13 protein-coding genes are annotated in these 14866 nt (G+C 71.4%); 4 read left to right on the plus strand and 9 right to left on the minus strand.

Going from position 1 to position 14866, the window contains the following annotated elements:
* Nucleotides 1–179 precede the first annotated feature (179 nt).
* The 4 genes from ACFQO7_RS35605 to galE form a co-directional block, all read right to left on the minus strand.
* Nucleotides 180–620: a GNAT family N-acetyltransferase gene (locus tag ACFQO7_RS35605; RefSeq protein ID WP_376810522.1), complete on the minus strand. Its 441-nt coding sequence runs from the start codon at nt 618–620 to the stop codon at nt 180–182.
* The gene (locus ACFQO7_RS35610) at nt 617–1990 is read right to left on the minus strand and encodes an SPFH domain-containing protein (protein WP_376810523.1); all 1374 of its coding nucleotides are present in this window, start codon (nt 1988–1990) and stop codon (nt 617–619) included. The genes ACFQO7_RS35605 and ACFQO7_RS35610 overlap by 4 nt, the downstream gene beginning before the upstream one ends.
* Nucleotides 1991–2153: 163 nt before the next feature.
* Nucleotides 2154–3239, minus strand: a complete 1086-nt coding sequence (galK, locus tag ACFQO7_RS35615; RefSeq protein ID WP_376810524.1) for a galactokinase — start codon at nt 3237–3239, stop codon at nt 2154–2156.
* Nucleotides 3236–4210 (minus strand): UDP-glucose 4-epimerase GalE, encoded by a 975-nt coding sequence (gene galE, locus ACFQO7_RS35620; RefSeq protein ID WP_376810525.1) that lies wholly within the window; start codon nt 4208–4210, stop codon nt 3236–3238. The genes galK and galE overlap by 4 nt, the downstream gene beginning before the upstream one ends.
* Before the next feature lie 227 nt (nt 4211–4437).
* Here galE and ACFQO7_RS35625 point away from each other — a divergent pair, with 227 nt between their 5' ends.
* Complete coding sequence (locus ACFQO7_RS35625; protein ID WP_376810526.1) at nt 4438–5424, plus strand: hemolysin family protein; 987 nt, start codon at nt 4438–4440, stop codon at nt 5422–5424.
* 66 nt (nt 5425–5490) lie between these two features.
* Here ACFQO7_RS35625 and ACFQO7_RS35630 read toward each other — a convergent pair whose 3' ends face one another.
* Complete coding sequence (locus ACFQO7_RS35630) at nt 5491–6924, minus strand: sigma-70 family RNA polymerase sigma factor (protein WP_376810527.1); 1434 nt, start codon at nt 6922–6924, stop codon at nt 5491–5493.
* A gap of 102 nt (nt 6925–7026) precedes the next feature.
* Here ACFQO7_RS35630 and trpS point away from each other — a divergent pair, with 102 nt between their 5' ends.
* A complete protein-coding gene (gene trpS / locus ACFQO7_RS35635) occupies nt 7027–8058 on the plus strand; it encodes a tryptophan--tRNA ligase (protein ID WP_376810528.1) in 1032 nt (343 codons plus the stop codon).
* A 26-nt stretch (nt 8059–8084) separates the two neighbouring features.
* Entirely contained in the window at nt 8085–8606 is a 522-nt protein-coding gene (locus ACFQO7_RS35640) for a 2'-5' RNA ligase family protein (RefSeq protein WP_376810529.1), read from the plus strand.
* Between the two features lie 59 nt (nt 8607–8665).
* On the opposite strand, the gene ACFQO7_RS35645 is transcribed toward ACFQO7_RS35640, so the two are convergent.
* From ACFQO7_RS35645 to ACFQO7_RS35660, 4 genes are all read right to left on the minus strand, one after another.
* Nucleotides 8666–9082 carry a hypothetical protein gene (locus tag ACFQO7_RS35645; RefSeq protein WP_360538515.1) on the minus strand — a complete coding sequence of 139 codons (417 nt, stop codon included), beginning with the start codon at nt 9080–9082 and terminating at the stop codon, nt 8666–8668.
* A gap of 7 nt (nt 9083–9089) precedes the next feature.
* A complete protein-coding gene (locus ACFQO7_RS35650; protein WP_376810530.1) occupies nt 9090–10160 on the minus strand; it encodes a YhjD/YihY/BrkB family envelope integrity protein in 1071 nt (356 codons plus the stop codon).
* A gap of 176 nt (nt 10161–10336) precedes the next feature.
* Nucleotides 10337–11962 carry a glycoside hydrolase family 13 protein gene (locus ACFQO7_RS35655; protein WP_376810531.1) on the minus strand — a complete coding sequence of 542 codons (1626 nt, stop codon included), beginning with the start codon at nt 11960–11962 and terminating at the stop codon, nt 10337–10339.
* A gap of 364 nt (nt 11963–12326) precedes the next feature.
* Nucleotides 12327–13343, minus strand: a complete 1017-nt coding sequence (locus ACFQO7_RS35660) for a LacI family DNA-binding transcriptional regulator (protein ID WP_376810532.1) — start codon at nt 13341–13343, stop codon at nt 12327–12329.
* A 264-nt stretch (nt 13344–13607) separates the two neighbouring features.
* Here ACFQO7_RS35660 and ACFQO7_RS35665 point away from each other — a divergent pair, with 264 nt between their 5' ends.
* The gene (locus tag ACFQO7_RS35665) at nt 13608–14858 is read left to right on the plus strand and encodes a sugar ABC transporter substrate-binding protein (protein WP_376810533.1); all 1251 of its coding nucleotides are present in this window, start codon (nt 13608–13610) and stop codon (nt 14856–14858) included.
* Nucleotides 14859–14866: the final 8 nt, after the last annotated feature.

A 14866-nucleotide genomic window follows, 5' to 3' on the forward strand; every position in this document is an offset into this window, starting at 1 on the left:
GACGAAGCCACCAACCGCACCGTCGCCGCCGGCATGATCATCGAAGCCGCCTGACGGCCACCACGGACGAACGACGAACCGCACTCGCCGAACAACGGCAGGTGCGGTTCGTCGTTTCCGGCCCAGGCCACCCGCCACCGCCTGGTTCGCGGACAGCGACCGCGGGCTTTCGGGCCGGGTCAGCCGTCGATGCTGTAGGAGAGGTAGCCGTCGACCTCGTGGAAGCCGAGGCTGCGGTACAGCGTGCGGGCTGCGGTGTTGTCCTGCTCGGTCTGCAGGGACAGGCGACGTGCGTCGGCGGCGCGGGCGGCGGCCACGGCGTGCGTGACCAGCGCGCGGGCGTGGCCGCTGCCCCGGTGCTCCGGCAGCACGTAGAGGTCGCGGACCATCCAGAACGTGCCGAGCGTCAGCGATGCGGGCATCACGAGCGCCGTGAGCAGCCCGCAGGGACGCCCGGCGGCGAAGGACGCGCTGATCCGCATACCCGATGAGGCCTGGTCCTGCAGCCACTGCCGGGTCGCGCCGTACGCCCGCTGCTGCCCGTAGTGCGCGCGGTAGTCGTCGAACAGTTCCGCGACCGCGCCGAACGCGGCGTCGGACGGGCTCACCCACGCGATCATTCGCGCGACGTTACCGCTGACCGGATCGCGGTGACCGCGGCGGCCAGCTCGGCGACGATCCCGGACAGGCTGCCGCCGTCCGCACCGGACAGGTTGACCGTACGCACCTCGTCCGGTTTCGGGAGCTTGGCGACGATCTCCGGCAGCCGCGCGATCAGCTCGGCCTGCACGGCCTCGGGCGAGCGCCCGTTGGCGATGTCCTGGCCGACCCGGTCGCGCTCCAGCTCCAGCAGCGCGGCGGCGTGCAGCTGCTCGGCGCGGTCGCGGGCGACGGCGAGTTCGTGGTCGAGGGTCAGGCGCTGCAGCGTCTGCTCCAGCTCCAGGCGCAGCCGGCGCATCTCGGTCTCCTGCGCGTGCCGCTGCTGCTCCAGCTGCAGCTCGTGCAGGGTGGTCTCGCTGGCCTGGCTGGCCAGCGCGCGGGCGTCGGCCTGCTCGCGCTCGCCCCGGCGCAGCCGCTCGGCGGCGTCGCGGTCGAACGCGCCGGCGGCGTTGCGTGCCTTGAGGTCGGCGAGTTCGCGGTCGTTCTCCAGCCGCTGCAGCTGGTCGAGACGCTGGGAGGCCAGCTCCCGGCCGGTGATGATCTCCTGCGCGCCGAGTTCGGCGAGCCGGGCGAGCTGGCCCTGCTCGGAGCGGAACGGCTTCTGCAGGTTCTCCCAGAGCCGGGCGGAGGTGACCACGGCCTCCTTGATCTGCACGGTCACGATGCGCAGGCCGAGGCCGGTGTCGCTGTCACCGGCCCCTTCGGCGACCCCGCGCAGCCGGGCGGTCAGCTCCTCGATGATGGGCTGCTTGTCGCTGAGCACCTCGTGCACGCTCATGGTGGCGACCTTGTCCTTGATCGCCGCCTCGGCCTGCTCCTTGAGCTGGAGGTTGACCAGGCGCATCGGGTCGGAGGCGTCGCCGAAGTCGAGCTTGCGGTAGGCGGTGGCGATGTCCTGGACGATCCACTGGACGTACGCCTGGACGAGCACGCCCTGCAGTTCGCGGCAGATGCAGAAGGCGTTGAGCAGGATGGTCTGCATGGTGCCGGGCACCACGAGGTAGGAGTCGGTGGCCGACCGGTACCGGAAGGACGTGCCGAGGCCCAGGTGCAGGGGCTTTTCGCGGCCGCGCCGGGTGTGCACGACGAAGGCGTTCGGCGGGACCAGCACGGTCTTCCACGGGCCGAAGCCGGTGACGCGCACGTCGACGGCGGTCGGCGGGGTGGTGGCCGCCTCGGTGGCGCTGCGCCGGGCCCGGTTGCTGGTGTCGCCGCCGCCCGCGGCCGGTGCCGGTGCCATCGGGGCCTTCTTCACCCGCAGGTCCTGCTCCAGTTGCGCCGACTGGGCCACGACCTGGTCGAGGTACGAGTTGCGTTCCGCGGAAGCCATGCGCGGCATCCTGCCGCATGCCCGCAAGACCGTCCACTGTGGTGTCGGATACGGAACCGCCCCGCACCGTACGACCGGTGCAGCGCCCCCGCTCAAGCGGCGGAGCGCGTCAAGAAGGGCACCTTCTACAACGCGGAGCGTTGTGAAGGTGCCCTTCCTTTGGTCAGGACAGGCGGTGGGCGCCAGGGGAGGGGAGGGCGAGGAAGGTGGCGGGCGGGTTGAAGCCGCGGGCGGCGAAGGCGGTGGTGACCGCTTCGGCGACGGTGGCGGCCTTTTCGGCCTCGACCAGGGCCAGGACGCAGCCGCCGAAGCCGCCGCCGGTCATCCGGGCGCCGTACGCGCCGGCGGCCAGCGCCGTGTCCACTGCTTCGTCCACTTCGGGCACGGTGATCTCGAAATCGTCGCGCATCGAGGCGTGCGAGGCGGTCATCAGCGGGCCGATCTCGCGCAGCCGGCCCTCGCGCAGCAGCGCGATGGTGTCGAGCACGCGGGCGTTCTCGGTGATGACGTGGCGCGAGCGGCGGATCAGCAGCTCGTCGTCCAACCGGGACAGATCGTCGAGGACGGCGTCGCGCAGCGCGGGCACGCCGAGCAGCTCGGCGGCGCGTTCGCAGGCGGCGCGGCGGGCGGCGTACTCGCCGTCGACGAGCTGGTGCGGGGCGCGGCTGTCGATGACGAGGATGGCGAGGCCCTGACCGGCCAGGTCGAGCGGGATCTGCTCGGTGGCCAGGCTGCGGCAGTCGAGGAACAGCGCGTGGCCCTCGCGGCACAGCGTCGAGGCGGACTGGTCCATGATCCCGCAGGGCACGCCGACGTACGCGTTCTCGGCGCGCTGGGCGAGACTCGGCCGCTGCTCCACCGGGATGTCGAGCCCGCCGAGGTCGGCGAGCGCGGACAGCACCGCGCATTCCAGCGCGGCCGACGAGGACAGGCCGGCTCCGCCGGGCACGTCGGAGTCGATGGACAGCCGCGCGCCGGGCACCTCGTGACCGGCTTCGCGCAGCACCCAGACGACGGCGGCGACGTACGCCGCCCAGCCGGTGACCGGCTCGGACAGGTCGAAGGTGACCGTCTCGCCGGTCAGCGTCGAGGTGACGGACCACTCGGGCCGGTCGAGGCGCTCCGCGGTGACGACGGTGCGCTGCGGGAGGGCGAACGGCAGCACGAAGCCGTCACAGTAGTCGGTGTGCTCGCCGATCAGGTTGATGCGGCCCGGTGCGGCCCACACGCCCTGGTCGACGGCGGTCACAGTCCGCTCCGGAAGAAGGTCCAGGCGTCGGCGACGATGTCGCGCAGATCGGGCTTCGCGGGCGTCCAGCCGAGTTCGGCGCGGGCCCTCGCCGACGAGGCGACCAGCTCGGCCGGGTCCCCGGGGCGGCGTGGGGCCATCTCGACCGGCAGCGGGTGCCCGGTGACCTCGCGTACCGCGTCGACGACCTCCTTGCAGGAGAAGCCGGTGCCGTTGCCGAGGTTGTAGACGCGGTGCTCGCCGGGGCGGGCCGCCTCCAGCGCCAGCAGGTGGGCCTGGGCCAGGTCGCCGACGTGGATGTAGTCGCGGATGCAGGTGCCGTCCGGGGTCGGGTAGTCGTCGCCGAAGATGGCGAGCTTCTCCCGCTGCCCGGCGGCGACCTGGAGCGCGATCGGGATCAGGTGGGTCTCCGGGTCGTGCCGCTCGCCGATCATCGAGCCGTCCGGCAGCACCAGCGCCCCGGCCACGTTGAAGTAGCGCAGGCTGACCGCGGCCAGCTCGTGGGCGTGCGCCTCGGAGGCGATGGCCATGTCGACGGCGAGCTTGGTCGCGCCGTACGTGTTCACCGGCTTGGTGACGGCGTTCTCGGTCAGCGGCAGCTCGGACGGGTCGCCGTAGGTGGCGGCGGTGGAGGAGAACACCAGGCGGCGGACACCGGCCGCGCGCATCGCGTCGAGCAGCGCCAGCGAGCCGACGGTGTTGTTGTCCCAGTGCAGCTCGGGCTGGACCATCGACTCCCCGGCCGCGATCAGGCCGGCGAAGTGCAGCACCGCGTCGAACCCGGCGTCGGGGGTGAGCACGGTGGCGGCGTCGTGGATGCGTGCCTGCACGAGGCGGGCCCCGGCCGGCACCTGGGAGGCGTCGTTGCGGGACAGGTCGTCGAGCACGACGACCTCGTGGCCGGCGTCGACGAGCAGCCGCGCCACGGCGCTGCCGACGTATCCGGCGCCTCCGGTGACCAGTACCTTCATGTAAGAAGCTCCTCGAACTGCTGGTGCGGGCCAGCCTAGCCCGCGCGGTGTCGGTCGTGTCGTTCCGCTATCTCATCACATTCAAACATAAAGCAACAGGCTCGAACGTTCCGATGGGCTGTCGGGTAGTGGCCGGACGCCCGCGAAAACCCGGAAATCGCTGTCCCTGGCCTGCCTGTGCCGCTCGTCATGCCGGAACGGTTATCCGGGAAGGCTAATATGCGCCCATGTCCGTGCCCCGGCAGAACACCCCCCGCCAGCGGGAGACCCATGGCCGCGAGCCGCGCCGACGGGAGCCCCGGTTACGTCCGCCCGGGCGGATGGCCCGTGCCGTGGCACCGGCCATCGTACGGGCCGCCGACGCGCTGACCCGCTGGACGAGCCGCGTGCTCGGGGTCGAGGCGACCGCCGGGCGCGAGCAGATCACCGAGGCCGAGCTGCGGGAGCTGGTCGCCGTGAACACGGCGCTGGACCCGGAGGAGCGGCACATCATCAGCAAGGCGCTGTCGCGCTCGGCGGCCACGCTGCGCGAGGTGATGGTGCCGCGCACCGAGGTGTGGTTCCTGGCGGTGGGCATGACCGTGGCGGAGGCGATCGCCGAGGCCCGCGAGGCCGGGCACACCCGCATGCCGATCGCCGACGGCAGCCACGACGACGTGGTGGGCTTCGTGCACCTGCGTGACCTGCTCTGGGACGAGCGCCCGGAGCGCTCGGTCCGCGAGCTGTCCCGCGAGATCAAGCGCTTCCCGGCCAGCAAACCGGTGCTCGCCGCGCTGTCGGAGATGCGCCGTGAGCGGCACACCATCGCCGTCGTCGTCGACGAGTACGGCGGCACCGCCGGCATCGTGACCCTCGAGGACCTGATCGAGGAGCTGGTCGGCGAGATCCACGACGAGTACGACGACACCCCCGCCGCCCACGCCCCGGGCGGGCCCGCGCCGGACGAGGTCGACGGCATGCTCAATCTCGCCGACTTCGCCGAGCGCACCGGGATCACGCTGCCCGCCGGGCCGTACGAGACCGTGGGCGGCTTCCTGATGAGCGCCCTGGGCCGGCTGCCCGCCGCGGGGGACAGCGCCACGGTGGAGGCGTACCGGCTCACCGTGCTGGCCCTGGACGGCCGCCGGGTCGCCCGGGTCCGGCTGACCCCGCTGGACCTGACTCCCGCCGACCCGATCCTGGTCGACCCGACCCCGCTACCCGACCTGGCCTGATACCGCGGCCATGATGGGAAGGGCACCTTCTGCAACGCGGAGCGTTGTGAAGGTGCCCTTCCTTCGTCAGCGGATGGGGAGTTTGTGCCAGGTCAGGCCGTCGGTGGAGACGGCGACCCAGCCGGCGCGGAACAGGTCGAGCGCGACGTAGCCGTCGGACGTGGCACGCAGCTCGCCGACGTTCGGCAGGGTGCCGGCCGCCGGGGTGAAGCTCGCGCCCTGGTCGCCGCTGACGTAGAACCGGCTCTCCGGGCCGGCCACCAGGATGCGGCCGTCGGGCAGGTAGACGGGCTCGCCGACGGGAGCGAACCCGGCCCCGCCGGAGACGCGGACGGGCGTGCGGCCCGCGTACACGGCGATGATCTTGTTGTCTTTCAGGGCGAACGCGAGCACGTCCTCGCCGCGCACGGTGGCCGTGACCCGGTCCGCGCCGGCCGCGCCCGGCAGCGGGTGGCGCTGCCACTGCCCGCCGTCGGCGGACGAGGCGAGGTAGGCCGCACCGCCGTCCAGCCCGCCCACCCACGCCGCGCCGGACGGGGTGCGGCCACGGGCGGCCCAGGTCACGGTGAGCCCGGGGGCGCCGGGGACCGCCGGCGCCGCCGCGCCGTCGTCCGTCACGACCTGCCAGGTCTGGCCGCCGTCGCCGGTGCGGGCGAAGGCCGGCTGGCAGCTCGGCAGCTCCCGGCTGGAGCAGGCGGTGCGCAGCCAGCCGGCCCCGCCGGCCAGCTCGAACTCGGCGATGGAGCCGGGCAGGTCGGGGGCGGTGGCGGGGTTGAAGATGCCGTCGATGTCCAGGCCCGCCGCGGACCCTGATCCCGAGTACACGGGTGCGGGTGGCGCGCTGACCGAGGCGCTGGGCGAGGCCGCGGTCTGGTCCGGCGACAGCTGTGGCCGCCACGGCCGGAACACCCCGACGGCGGCGATCAGCAGCACCGCGGCGGCGCTGGCGGCCTGCGCCGTCCGGCGGCGGGTCTTGATCCGGCCCGCCCGGACCCGCACCTGCTCCAGCGGCGGGGCCTCGACGTCGTCGAGCAGCCCCCGCAGCGCGTCCCGGCCTCGGGAGAGCCGTGACTTGACCGTGCCCACGGGGACCTCCAGCAGTTCGGCGACCTCGTCCAGGGGCAGATCGGCGAGGTAGTGCAGGACGATGACCTCGCGGTACCGGCTCGGGATGGCAGCCAGCGCCTCGCGCAGGTCGGTGTTGTCGGGCTCCGGGGCGGCCGCGGTCACCCGGGCCAGCGGCCGCTCCCGCAGCAGGATGGTGTCCAGCAGCTGGCGACGCCGCCAGCGGCGGCGCACCACGTTGATCGCGACGGTACGCAGCCACGCCTCCGGCGCGTCCACATCGCTCAGGCCGTGCCGGCGGGCCAGCGCCCGGGCGAAGGCCTCCTGCACCGCGTCCTGCGCCTCGGTCAGGTCCGTGGTGAACGCGTAGACCTGCGCCACCAGCCGGCGGTACCCGGCGTGGTACAGCTCACCCAGCTCGTCCTGCGCGGTCATGGTCTCCCTGGTCCCTCGTTCTCGGCGACTCTAGTGAGTCCTGCCGGCGGCGGCCGGTTCCCAGGTTCGTGGGCCGATCATCCGGGTGGGAGAATGGCGACCATGTCCTTCGACGCGACCCAGCACAGCAAGCCCCGGGTGCTCTCCGGGATCCAGCCCACCGGCGGCTCGTACCACCTGGGCAACTACCTGGGCGCGGTGCGCAACTGGGTGGGCATGCAGGAGACGCACGACGCGTTCTACTGCGTGGTCGACCTGCACGCGATCACCGCCGGGCACGACCCGAAGCTGCTGCGCGAGCGCACCCGGGTCAGCGTGGCGCAGCTGCTGGCCGTCGGCCTCGACCCGGCCCGCTGCACGGTCTTCGTGCAGTCGCACGTGCCCGAGCACGCGCAGCTCGGCTGGGTGATGAGCTGCATCACCGGCTTCGGCGAGGCCAGCCGGATGACCCAGTTCAAGGACAAGTCGAGCAAGCAGGGCGCGGAGCGGTCCAGCGTGGGCCTGTTCACGTACCCGATCCTGCAGGCCGCCGACATCCTGCTCTACCAGGCCGACTCGGTGCCGGTGGGCGAGGACCAGCGCCAGCACCTGGAGCTGACCCGGGACCTGGCGCAGCGCTTCAACACGCTGTTCGGCAAGACCTTCACGCTGCCGCAGCCGCACATCGTGAAGGAGACCGCCAAGATCCTCGACCTGCAGGACCCGAGTGCGAAGATGTCGAAGTCGGCGTCAACCACCAACGGCCTGATCGAGCTGCTGGAACCGGCCGCGAAGATCGCGAAGAAGATCAAGTCGGCGGTCACCGACACCGGCCGCGACATCGTCTTCGACCCGGAGGCGAAGGCGGGCGTGAGCAACCTGCTGACGATCTACTCCGCGCTGTCCGGCCGCCCGATCGCGGAGCTGGTCGAGGCGTACGCCGGCAAGGGGTACGGTGACCTCAAGAAGGACCTCGCCGAAGTGGTGGTGGAGTTCGTGACGCCGTTCCAGCAGCGCACGCAGGAGTACCTGGACGATCCCGCGCAACTGGACAAACTGCTGGTCATCGGTGCCGAGAAGGCCCGTACCGTGTCGGTGCGGACGCTGGCTACGGTTTACGACAAGATCGGGTTCTTGGCCCCTGCCGGTCGTTGAGGCGGCGGGCGAAATTGGAGGCGTCGGTGGAGCGCACCATCGGTATCGCGATCGGCATCCCGCAACCGTGGGGTGCCGAACTCGACGCGGCCCGCGCGTCCACCGGCGACCCGCTCGCGGCGCTGATCCCCTCGCACGTCACGCTGCTCGGCCCGACCATGCTGCCGATCTCCGCCGACCTGGACCGCAGTATCGACGAGCTGCTGGCGAACGTGGCGGAGCAGAACGCGCCGTTCACCATCCAGCTGCGCGGCACCGGCACCTTCCGGCCGGTCAGCCAGGTCGTGTTCGTGGCGCTCGCGACCGGCATCGGGGAGTGCGAGCAGCTGGCCGGCGCGATCCGCACCGGCCCCCTGGCGAGGGACCTGGCACACCCGTACCACCCGCACGTCACCATCGGCCACGACGTGCCGGAACCGGCTCTCGACGACGTCTTCGACCGCCTGGCCGACTACTCGGCCCGCTTCGACGTCGACCACTTCACCCGCTACGAACACAACGGCACCGGCAGCTGGCAGCCCATCCGCTCCTACCCGCTCCGCGGCTGACGCACGGAACCGGCGCGCCGCGGCGGTGAGCCCGGCGCGCCGGTTCTGGGTGAGTCGGGTCAGGAGGCGGTGAGGCGGGCGGAGATGCGGGCGAAGCCCGCCTTGAGCTCGTCGGCGCTCGGGGCCTCGACCACGTGGTCGTCGTGGTCATGGTCGTGATCGTGGTCGTCGTCCGTGTCGTCGTCGAGCACGTCGTCGATCTCGTCGGCCTCCTGCGCGGCCAGGTCCTGCGCGTTGGCGATCTCGGCGCGGATCTGGTCCAGGGAGGTCGCCGGCAGCAGCGGTTCGACGACCGCCATCAGGTCCTCGTCGGCGACGACGTGCTGCGCGAGCGCGAGCGCGTGCGGCCGCTCGTACGGGCCGCACACCACGGGCTCCCACTCCTCGTCGTCGTCGAGCGGCCCGAAAGTGATGATCCAGGGAAGGTCGAGCTGCGGCGCTCCGGCCGGCAGCTCCAAAGTCACGAGTGCACCCACGCGACCATCATCGAGCTTTGCGATGCTTTTCGGGGGTCTTCCGGGTATCCGGCGCGTCGGAGTCGTCCGCGCTCTCCAGCCGGGCGGCCCGGTCGGCGGCCTCGTCCTCGGCTTCGGCCTGCACGGCGTCCGCCTCGGCCTTGGCGATGTCGCCGGGCGGCACCCACTCCAGGTGGTGCTTGCGCGGGCGGCCCCAGGCCAGGTCGAACACCTTGCCGTTGGCGGAGGTGGCCGCGTACGAGACGGCCCACAGCACGATCTGGTTGAACAGGTACAGGTACAGCAGCAGGCCGACGGACGCGGCGACCGCGACGTACGCCGGGTTGTTCTCGGTGCGCTGGACGAAGTAGCGGCCGAACTCGTTGAGCAGGGTGAGGCCCACCGCGATGATGCCGATCGCGGGCAGCAGCCGCCGGGGCGTCATGTGCACCCGGGGCAGCACCGTGATCAGCGCGAACCCGATCATCGCGTTGACCAGGATCGTCACCGCGTACGCGCTCACCTTCACCCAGAACGCGCCGCTGGTGCCGGGCAGCAGGTCGAACAGGGTGACCAGGCCGTCGATCGCGGTCAGCGAGACGGCCATCAGCAGGCCGAGCGCCAGCAGCATGCCGAAGTCGGTGAGCCGCAGCACGAGGAAGTTGCCCGGGTGCTGGTCGAGGCCCCAGATGGCGCGCTGCGAGGAGCGCCAGGCGTCCACCCAGCCGATCCCGGCCAGCACCAGGCTGACCAGGCCGACGGTGCCGATGGAGCCGGCCGAGGTGCGCAACTGCTCGGTGTTGACCGCCGGGAAGTACGCGACGAGGAAGCGGTCCACCTCGGCCACCAGCTCGGCGTTGGCGGAGAAGACCTTGACCAGCACCGCGTACGCCACCATGGTCAGCGCGAACGCGGCGAAGAAGGCGTAGTAGGCGATCGCCGCGGCCAGCCGCCCGGCCAGCACGTCGGCGTAGCGCTCCTTCATCCGCCACAGGTGGTCGAACGCGGCGGACCGCTTGCGAGCCCGGTCCACCAGCGTGTCATAACGGGCGCCGACGACCTCGGTCATCCGCTGCACCCAACCCACCACAGCCACCACCCCCTCATCCTCCCCGACCCCCGCACCACCCCGCCGCCCGATCCCCCTCGGCCCGCCCCCACCGCCCCCGCCTGCCGCAACTCTTAACCCGCCTGCCGCAACTCTTAAAAAGTCGCGCCTTCCGGGACGTCCGGAAGGCGCGACTTTTTAAGACTTGAGACAAGGGGGCGGGTGGGTCAGGCGGTGAGCCAGACGGTGGTGTCGGCGGGGATGCGGCCGTCGGTGTGCAGGGGGCCGCTGGACAGGAGGATGTCGCCGGTCAGAGACAGCTCGGACAGGTCGACGGCACGGTCGGCGATGTTGACGACCACCACGATGCCGGGCTCGCGCCGGAAGGCCAGCACGCCCTCGGGCGCGTCGAGCCAGGTCAGCGTGCCGCCGCCGAGTGCCGGCAGCTCCTTGCGCAGCCGCAGCGCCGCGCGGTAGAAGTTCAGCGTCGAGTCCGGGTCGGACTCCTGCGCCTGCGCGGTCAGCGCCTCCCACTTCGCCGGCTGCGGCAGCCAGGGCGTGCCCAGACCGTCCGGGTTGAACCGGAAGCCCTCGGCCGCCGTGCCGCCCCAGGGCAGCGGCACCCGGCAGCCGTCCCGGCTCTCCCCGGTGCGCTGGAACGACGGGTCCTCGCGCAGCTCGTCGGGCAGGTCGAGGACCTCGTTGAGGCCCAGCTCCTCGCCGTTGTAGAGGTACGCCGAGCCGGGCAGGGCCAGCATCAGCTGGGTGGCCGCGCGGGCCCGGCGCAGGCCGAGCTCGCCGTCGCCGTACCGGGTGACGTGGCGGAACTTGTCGTGATTGGACAGCACCCAGGTGGTGGGCGCGCCGACCAGGTCGGCCTCGGCCAGCGACTTGTCGATGATGGTACGGAACGACGCCGGGTCGAAGTCGGCCATCATGAAGTCGAAGTTGAAGGCCTGGTGCAGCTCGTCGGCGCCGATGTAGCGGGCCAGCCGCTCCGGGGACTCCACCCACGCCTCGGCCACGGCCATCCGGCCGCCCGGGTACTCGTCGAGGATGGGCCGCCACTCGCGGTAGATGTCGTGCACGCCGTCCTGGTCGAAGTACGGCAGGCGCTCGCTGCCCAGCATCTCGACCTGGCGGCCGCCCTCGTCGGTGGTGCGGCCCACCGACGGCAGGCCCGCCTCCTTGATCATGCCGTGCGCGACGTCGATCCGGAACCCGTCCACGCCCCGGTCGAGCCAGAACCGCAGCACGTCGCGGAACTCCGCGCGCACCTCGGGGTTCTCCCAGTTGAGGTCGGGCTGCTCGGGGGCGAACAGGTGCAGGTACCACTGGCCGTCGGGGACCCGGGTCCAGGCGCGGCCGCCGAAGATGGACTCCCAGTCGTTGGGCGGCAGCTCGCCGTTCTCGCCCTTGCCCTCGCGGAACATGTACCGCTCCCGCTCGGCCGAACCGGGCGCGGCCGCCAGCGCCTGCCGGAACCAGACGTGCTGGTCCGAGGAGTGGTTGGGGACCAGGTCGACGATGATGCGGATGTTGAGCGCGTGCGCGTCCTTCATCATGGCGTCGAAGTCGGCCAGCGTGCCGAAACGGGGGTCCACGTCGCGGTAGTCGGCGACGTCGTAACCGCCGTCGGCCAGCGGCGAGGTGTAGAACGGGCTCAGCCAGACCGCGTCGACGCCGAGTTCGCGCAGGTACGGCAGCTTGCCGCGCACGCCCTGCAGATCGCCGGTGCCGTCACCGTCGGCGTCGGCGAAGCTGCGCGGGTAGATCTGGTAGACGACGGCGTCGCGCCACCAGTCGTCGTTTGCCTGCGTGGTCACTGGCAGTCCTTTCCAGGTGCGGCGCATGAGCGGCTGCGCGGTCTGTCGGTCATGTGGGGAGCAGGGCCGCGGCCGTGGTGGCCCGGGACGGTCCGGGTGAGCCGGGCAGCCGACTCCACGGGCGGGTATACGCGCAGCTCAGAGGCATGAAAGACGGAGGCGGCCGGCCGGGAGAGCGATTTCTCGACGGCCGTGCCAAGGGCAACCGCGGGCAGCACGACGGCAGCGCCGGTGACGGCGGCGGCGCGGCTGCTGCGGCGCATGTCTTCCTCCAGGAGCGGGCGTCTCGCGGGCTCAGAACGCCGCGAGGACCCATGAAGGATGTCGTGCAACTTGCGCAAGAGTCAAGCAGAGCTTTTCAGAAAGTTTCAATCATCATACTGACGGATCGTCACCCGCTGTGGGCGGCGGTGGACCCCCGAACGACCAACTCAGGTCGGAAAATGTACTCCGAGTGCGGTGCCGGGTGTCCCTTGATCTCGTCCACGAGGGCCCGCACGGCCGCCACGGCCATCGCGCGCACCGGCTGGCGCAGCGTGGTCATGGGCGGGTCGGTGAAGGCGATCAGGGGCGAGTCGTCGTAGCCGACCACCGAGACGTCCGTGGGCACCTGCAGGCCGCGCTGGCGCACCGCGCGGATCGCGCCCAGCGCCATCAGGTCCGAGCCGCAGACGAAGCCGGTCACGCCCTTGTCCAGCAGCCGCGAGGCCGCGGCGTCGCCACCCTCCACGCCGAACAGCGACAGCGAGATCATCTCGTTGATCTGGGCGTCGCTGAGATTGAGCAGGCGGCGCATGGCGGCCCGGTAGCCCTCGATCTTGCGCTGCACCGGCAGGTAGCGGTCGGGGCCGGAGATCAGGCCGATCCTCTTGTGGCCGAGCGCCACCAGGTGGGCCACGGCCAGCTCGCCGGCGGCCCGGTCGTCGCAGGAGATGAAGGGCGCCTCGATGTTCTCGGCGTAGCCGTTGACCAGCACGATCGGCAGTGGGCGGGCGAGCAGCTTGCGGTAGCGCTCGGGGTCGCTGGTCGAGTCGGCGTGCAGGCCGGAGACGAAGACGATGCCGGAGACCTGCCGGTCGAGCAGCATCTCGACGTACTCGTCCTCGGTGACGCCGCCGGGCGTCTGGGTGCACAGCACCGGGGTGAAGCCCTGCTGGGCCAGGGTCGTCTCGATGATCTGGGCGAACGCCGGGAAGATCGGGTTGTCCAGCTCCGGGACCACCAGGCCGACCAGGCCCGCACTGCGCTTGCGCAGCCGGGCGGGGCGCTCGTAGCCCAGCACGTCGAGAGCGGTCAGCACGGCCTGCCGGGTGTCGGCGGAGACGCCGGGCCGGTCGTTCAGCACCCGGGAGACGGTGGCTTCGCTCACCTCCGCCTGCTGGGCGATGTCAGAGAGTCGTGCGCGCATGGCGGCACTCTAGCCGAAGACAGCCGGATGTTGATATGGGCACGTTGCAAGCTCTTCCATTGTTTGCAAAGGCTTGCTAACCTCCCGGCAACAAACTCTGTAACACCCATCACAACCCCGGCAACGGGGTGCTGTGATGCGGCATCAATTCTGGAAGACCTTCCAGACGGTGTCGCGTAGACCCCTCTCGGCCGCACGGGCGCGTGGATTCGCTCGCGCGGTCACCCCCGGGTCACCCCGGTGACCCTTCTCGAAGGAGTGCTCATGCGCATCCGTACCGCGGGTGTGATCGCCGCCGCCGGGCTGCTGATGCTCGGTGTCGCGGCTTGCGGCGGAACCAACGAGCCGGCCGCCACCCCCAGCAAGGACAAGGGCAACGGCAAGCTCGTGCTGTGGACCGACCCGACCCGGGCCCCCGTGCTCAAGCCGTTCGCCGAGGCGTTCGGCAAGGAGAACGGCGTCACGGTCGAGGTCAAGGAGATCAGCGAGAACCAGCAGCAGACCTTCATCACCGCCTCGCAGCAGGGCAGCGGCCCGGACATCATGGTCGGCGCGCACGACTGGATCGGCAACATGGTGCAGAACGGCGCCATCGACCCGGTGCAGCTGACCGCCGAGCAGAAGGCCGCCTTCCACCCGAACGCGATCAAGGCCGTGACGTTCAACGGGCAGATCTACGGCGCGCCGTACGCGATGGAGAACGTGGCCCTGATCCGCAACACGGACCTGGTGCCCACCGCGCCGGCCACGATCGAGGACCTGATCAAGACCGGCAAGGACCTCAAGGCCGCGAAGAAGGTCCAGGAGATCCTGTGCGTGCCGTTCGGCGCGGCCGGCGACGTGTACCACACGTACCCGCTGTTCTCGGCGGCCGGCGGCTCGCTGTTCGGCGCCACCGCCTCCGGTGACCCGGACCCGTCCAAGGTCACCGTGAACACCCCCGAGTCGATCGCCGCGCTGGAGAAGATGAAGGCGCTCGGCGAGAAGGGCGAGGGCGCGATCAAGACCTCGATCGGCAACGAGAACGGCATCCCGAGCTTCGTGCAGAAGAAGTGCGCGTTCCTGATCTCCGGCCCGTGGTCGATGAACGACGTCAAGAAGGCCGGCTTCGGCTACGACATCAGCGCGGTCCCCGGCTTCGCGGCCGGCGGGCAGGCCAAGCCGTTCCTCGGCGTGCAGGCGTTCTACGTCGCGGCCAAGGGCAAGAGCAAGGTGCTGGCCCAGGAGTTCGTGGCCAACTACGTCACCAACAAGGACGTGGCCATGGCGCTCTACAACGCCGACCCGCGCCCCGCGGCGCTGACCGCCGCCGCCGACGCGGTGAAGGCCCTGGACCCGAACGCCGAGAAGTTCGTGCAGGCCGGCGCCAACGGCATCCCGATGCCGGCCATCCCGGCCATGGGCGCGATCTGGGGCCCGATGGCCAACGCCGAGGTGGCGGTCGTCAAGGGCGGCGACGCCAAGACCGCGGCCGAGGCCGCTGCCAAGGCCATCACCGCCGAGATCAACAAGTAGTCCTGCCT

This window comes from Catellatospora aurea (genome assembly GCF_042663325.1).
GTDB classification, from domain to species: Bacteria; Actinomycetota; Actinomycetes; order Mycobacteriales; family Micromonosporaceae; genus Catellatospora; species Catellatospora aurea.

Excerpts from the sequence above, each read along its gene's own strand:
- ACFQO7_RS35610 (WP_376810523.1), bottom strand. The coding sequence starts at position 1,990 with ATGGCTTCCGCGGAACGCAACTCGTACCTCGACCAGGTCGTGGCCCAG.
- ACFQO7_RS35655 (WP_376810531.1), bottom strand. The coding sequence starts at position 11,962 with ATGCGCCGCACCTGGAAAGGACTGCCAGTGACCACGCAGGCAAACGAC.
- ACFQO7_RS35630 (WP_376810527.1), bottom strand. The coding sequence starts at position 6,924 with ATGACCGCGCAGGACGAGCTGGGTGAGCTGTACCACGCCGGGTACCGC.
- ACFQO7_RS35625 (WP_376810526.1), top strand. The coding sequence starts at position 4,438 with ATGTCCGTGCCCCGGCAGAACACCCCCCGCCAGCGGGAGACCCATGGC.
- ACFQO7_RS35660 (WP_376810532.1), bottom strand. The coding sequence starts at position 13,343 with ATGCGCGCACGACTCTCTGACATCGCCCAGCAGGCGGAGGTGAGCGAA.
- galE (WP_376810525.1), bottom strand. The coding sequence starts at position 4,210 with ATGAAGGTACTGGTCACCGGAGGCGCCGGATACGTCGGCAGCGCCGTG.
- ACFQO7_RS35605 (WP_376810522.1), bottom strand. The coding sequence starts at position 620 with ATGATCGCGTGGGTGAGCCCGTCCGACGCCGCGTTCGGCGCGGTCGCG.
- ACFQO7_RS35665 (WP_376810533.1), top strand. The coding sequence starts at position 13,608 with ATGCGCATCCGTACCGCGGGTGTGATCGCCGCCGCCGGGCTGCTGATG.
- trpS (WP_376810528.1), top strand. The coding sequence starts at position 7,027 with ATGTCCTTCGACGCGACCCAGCACAGCAAGCCCCGGGTGCTCTCCGGG.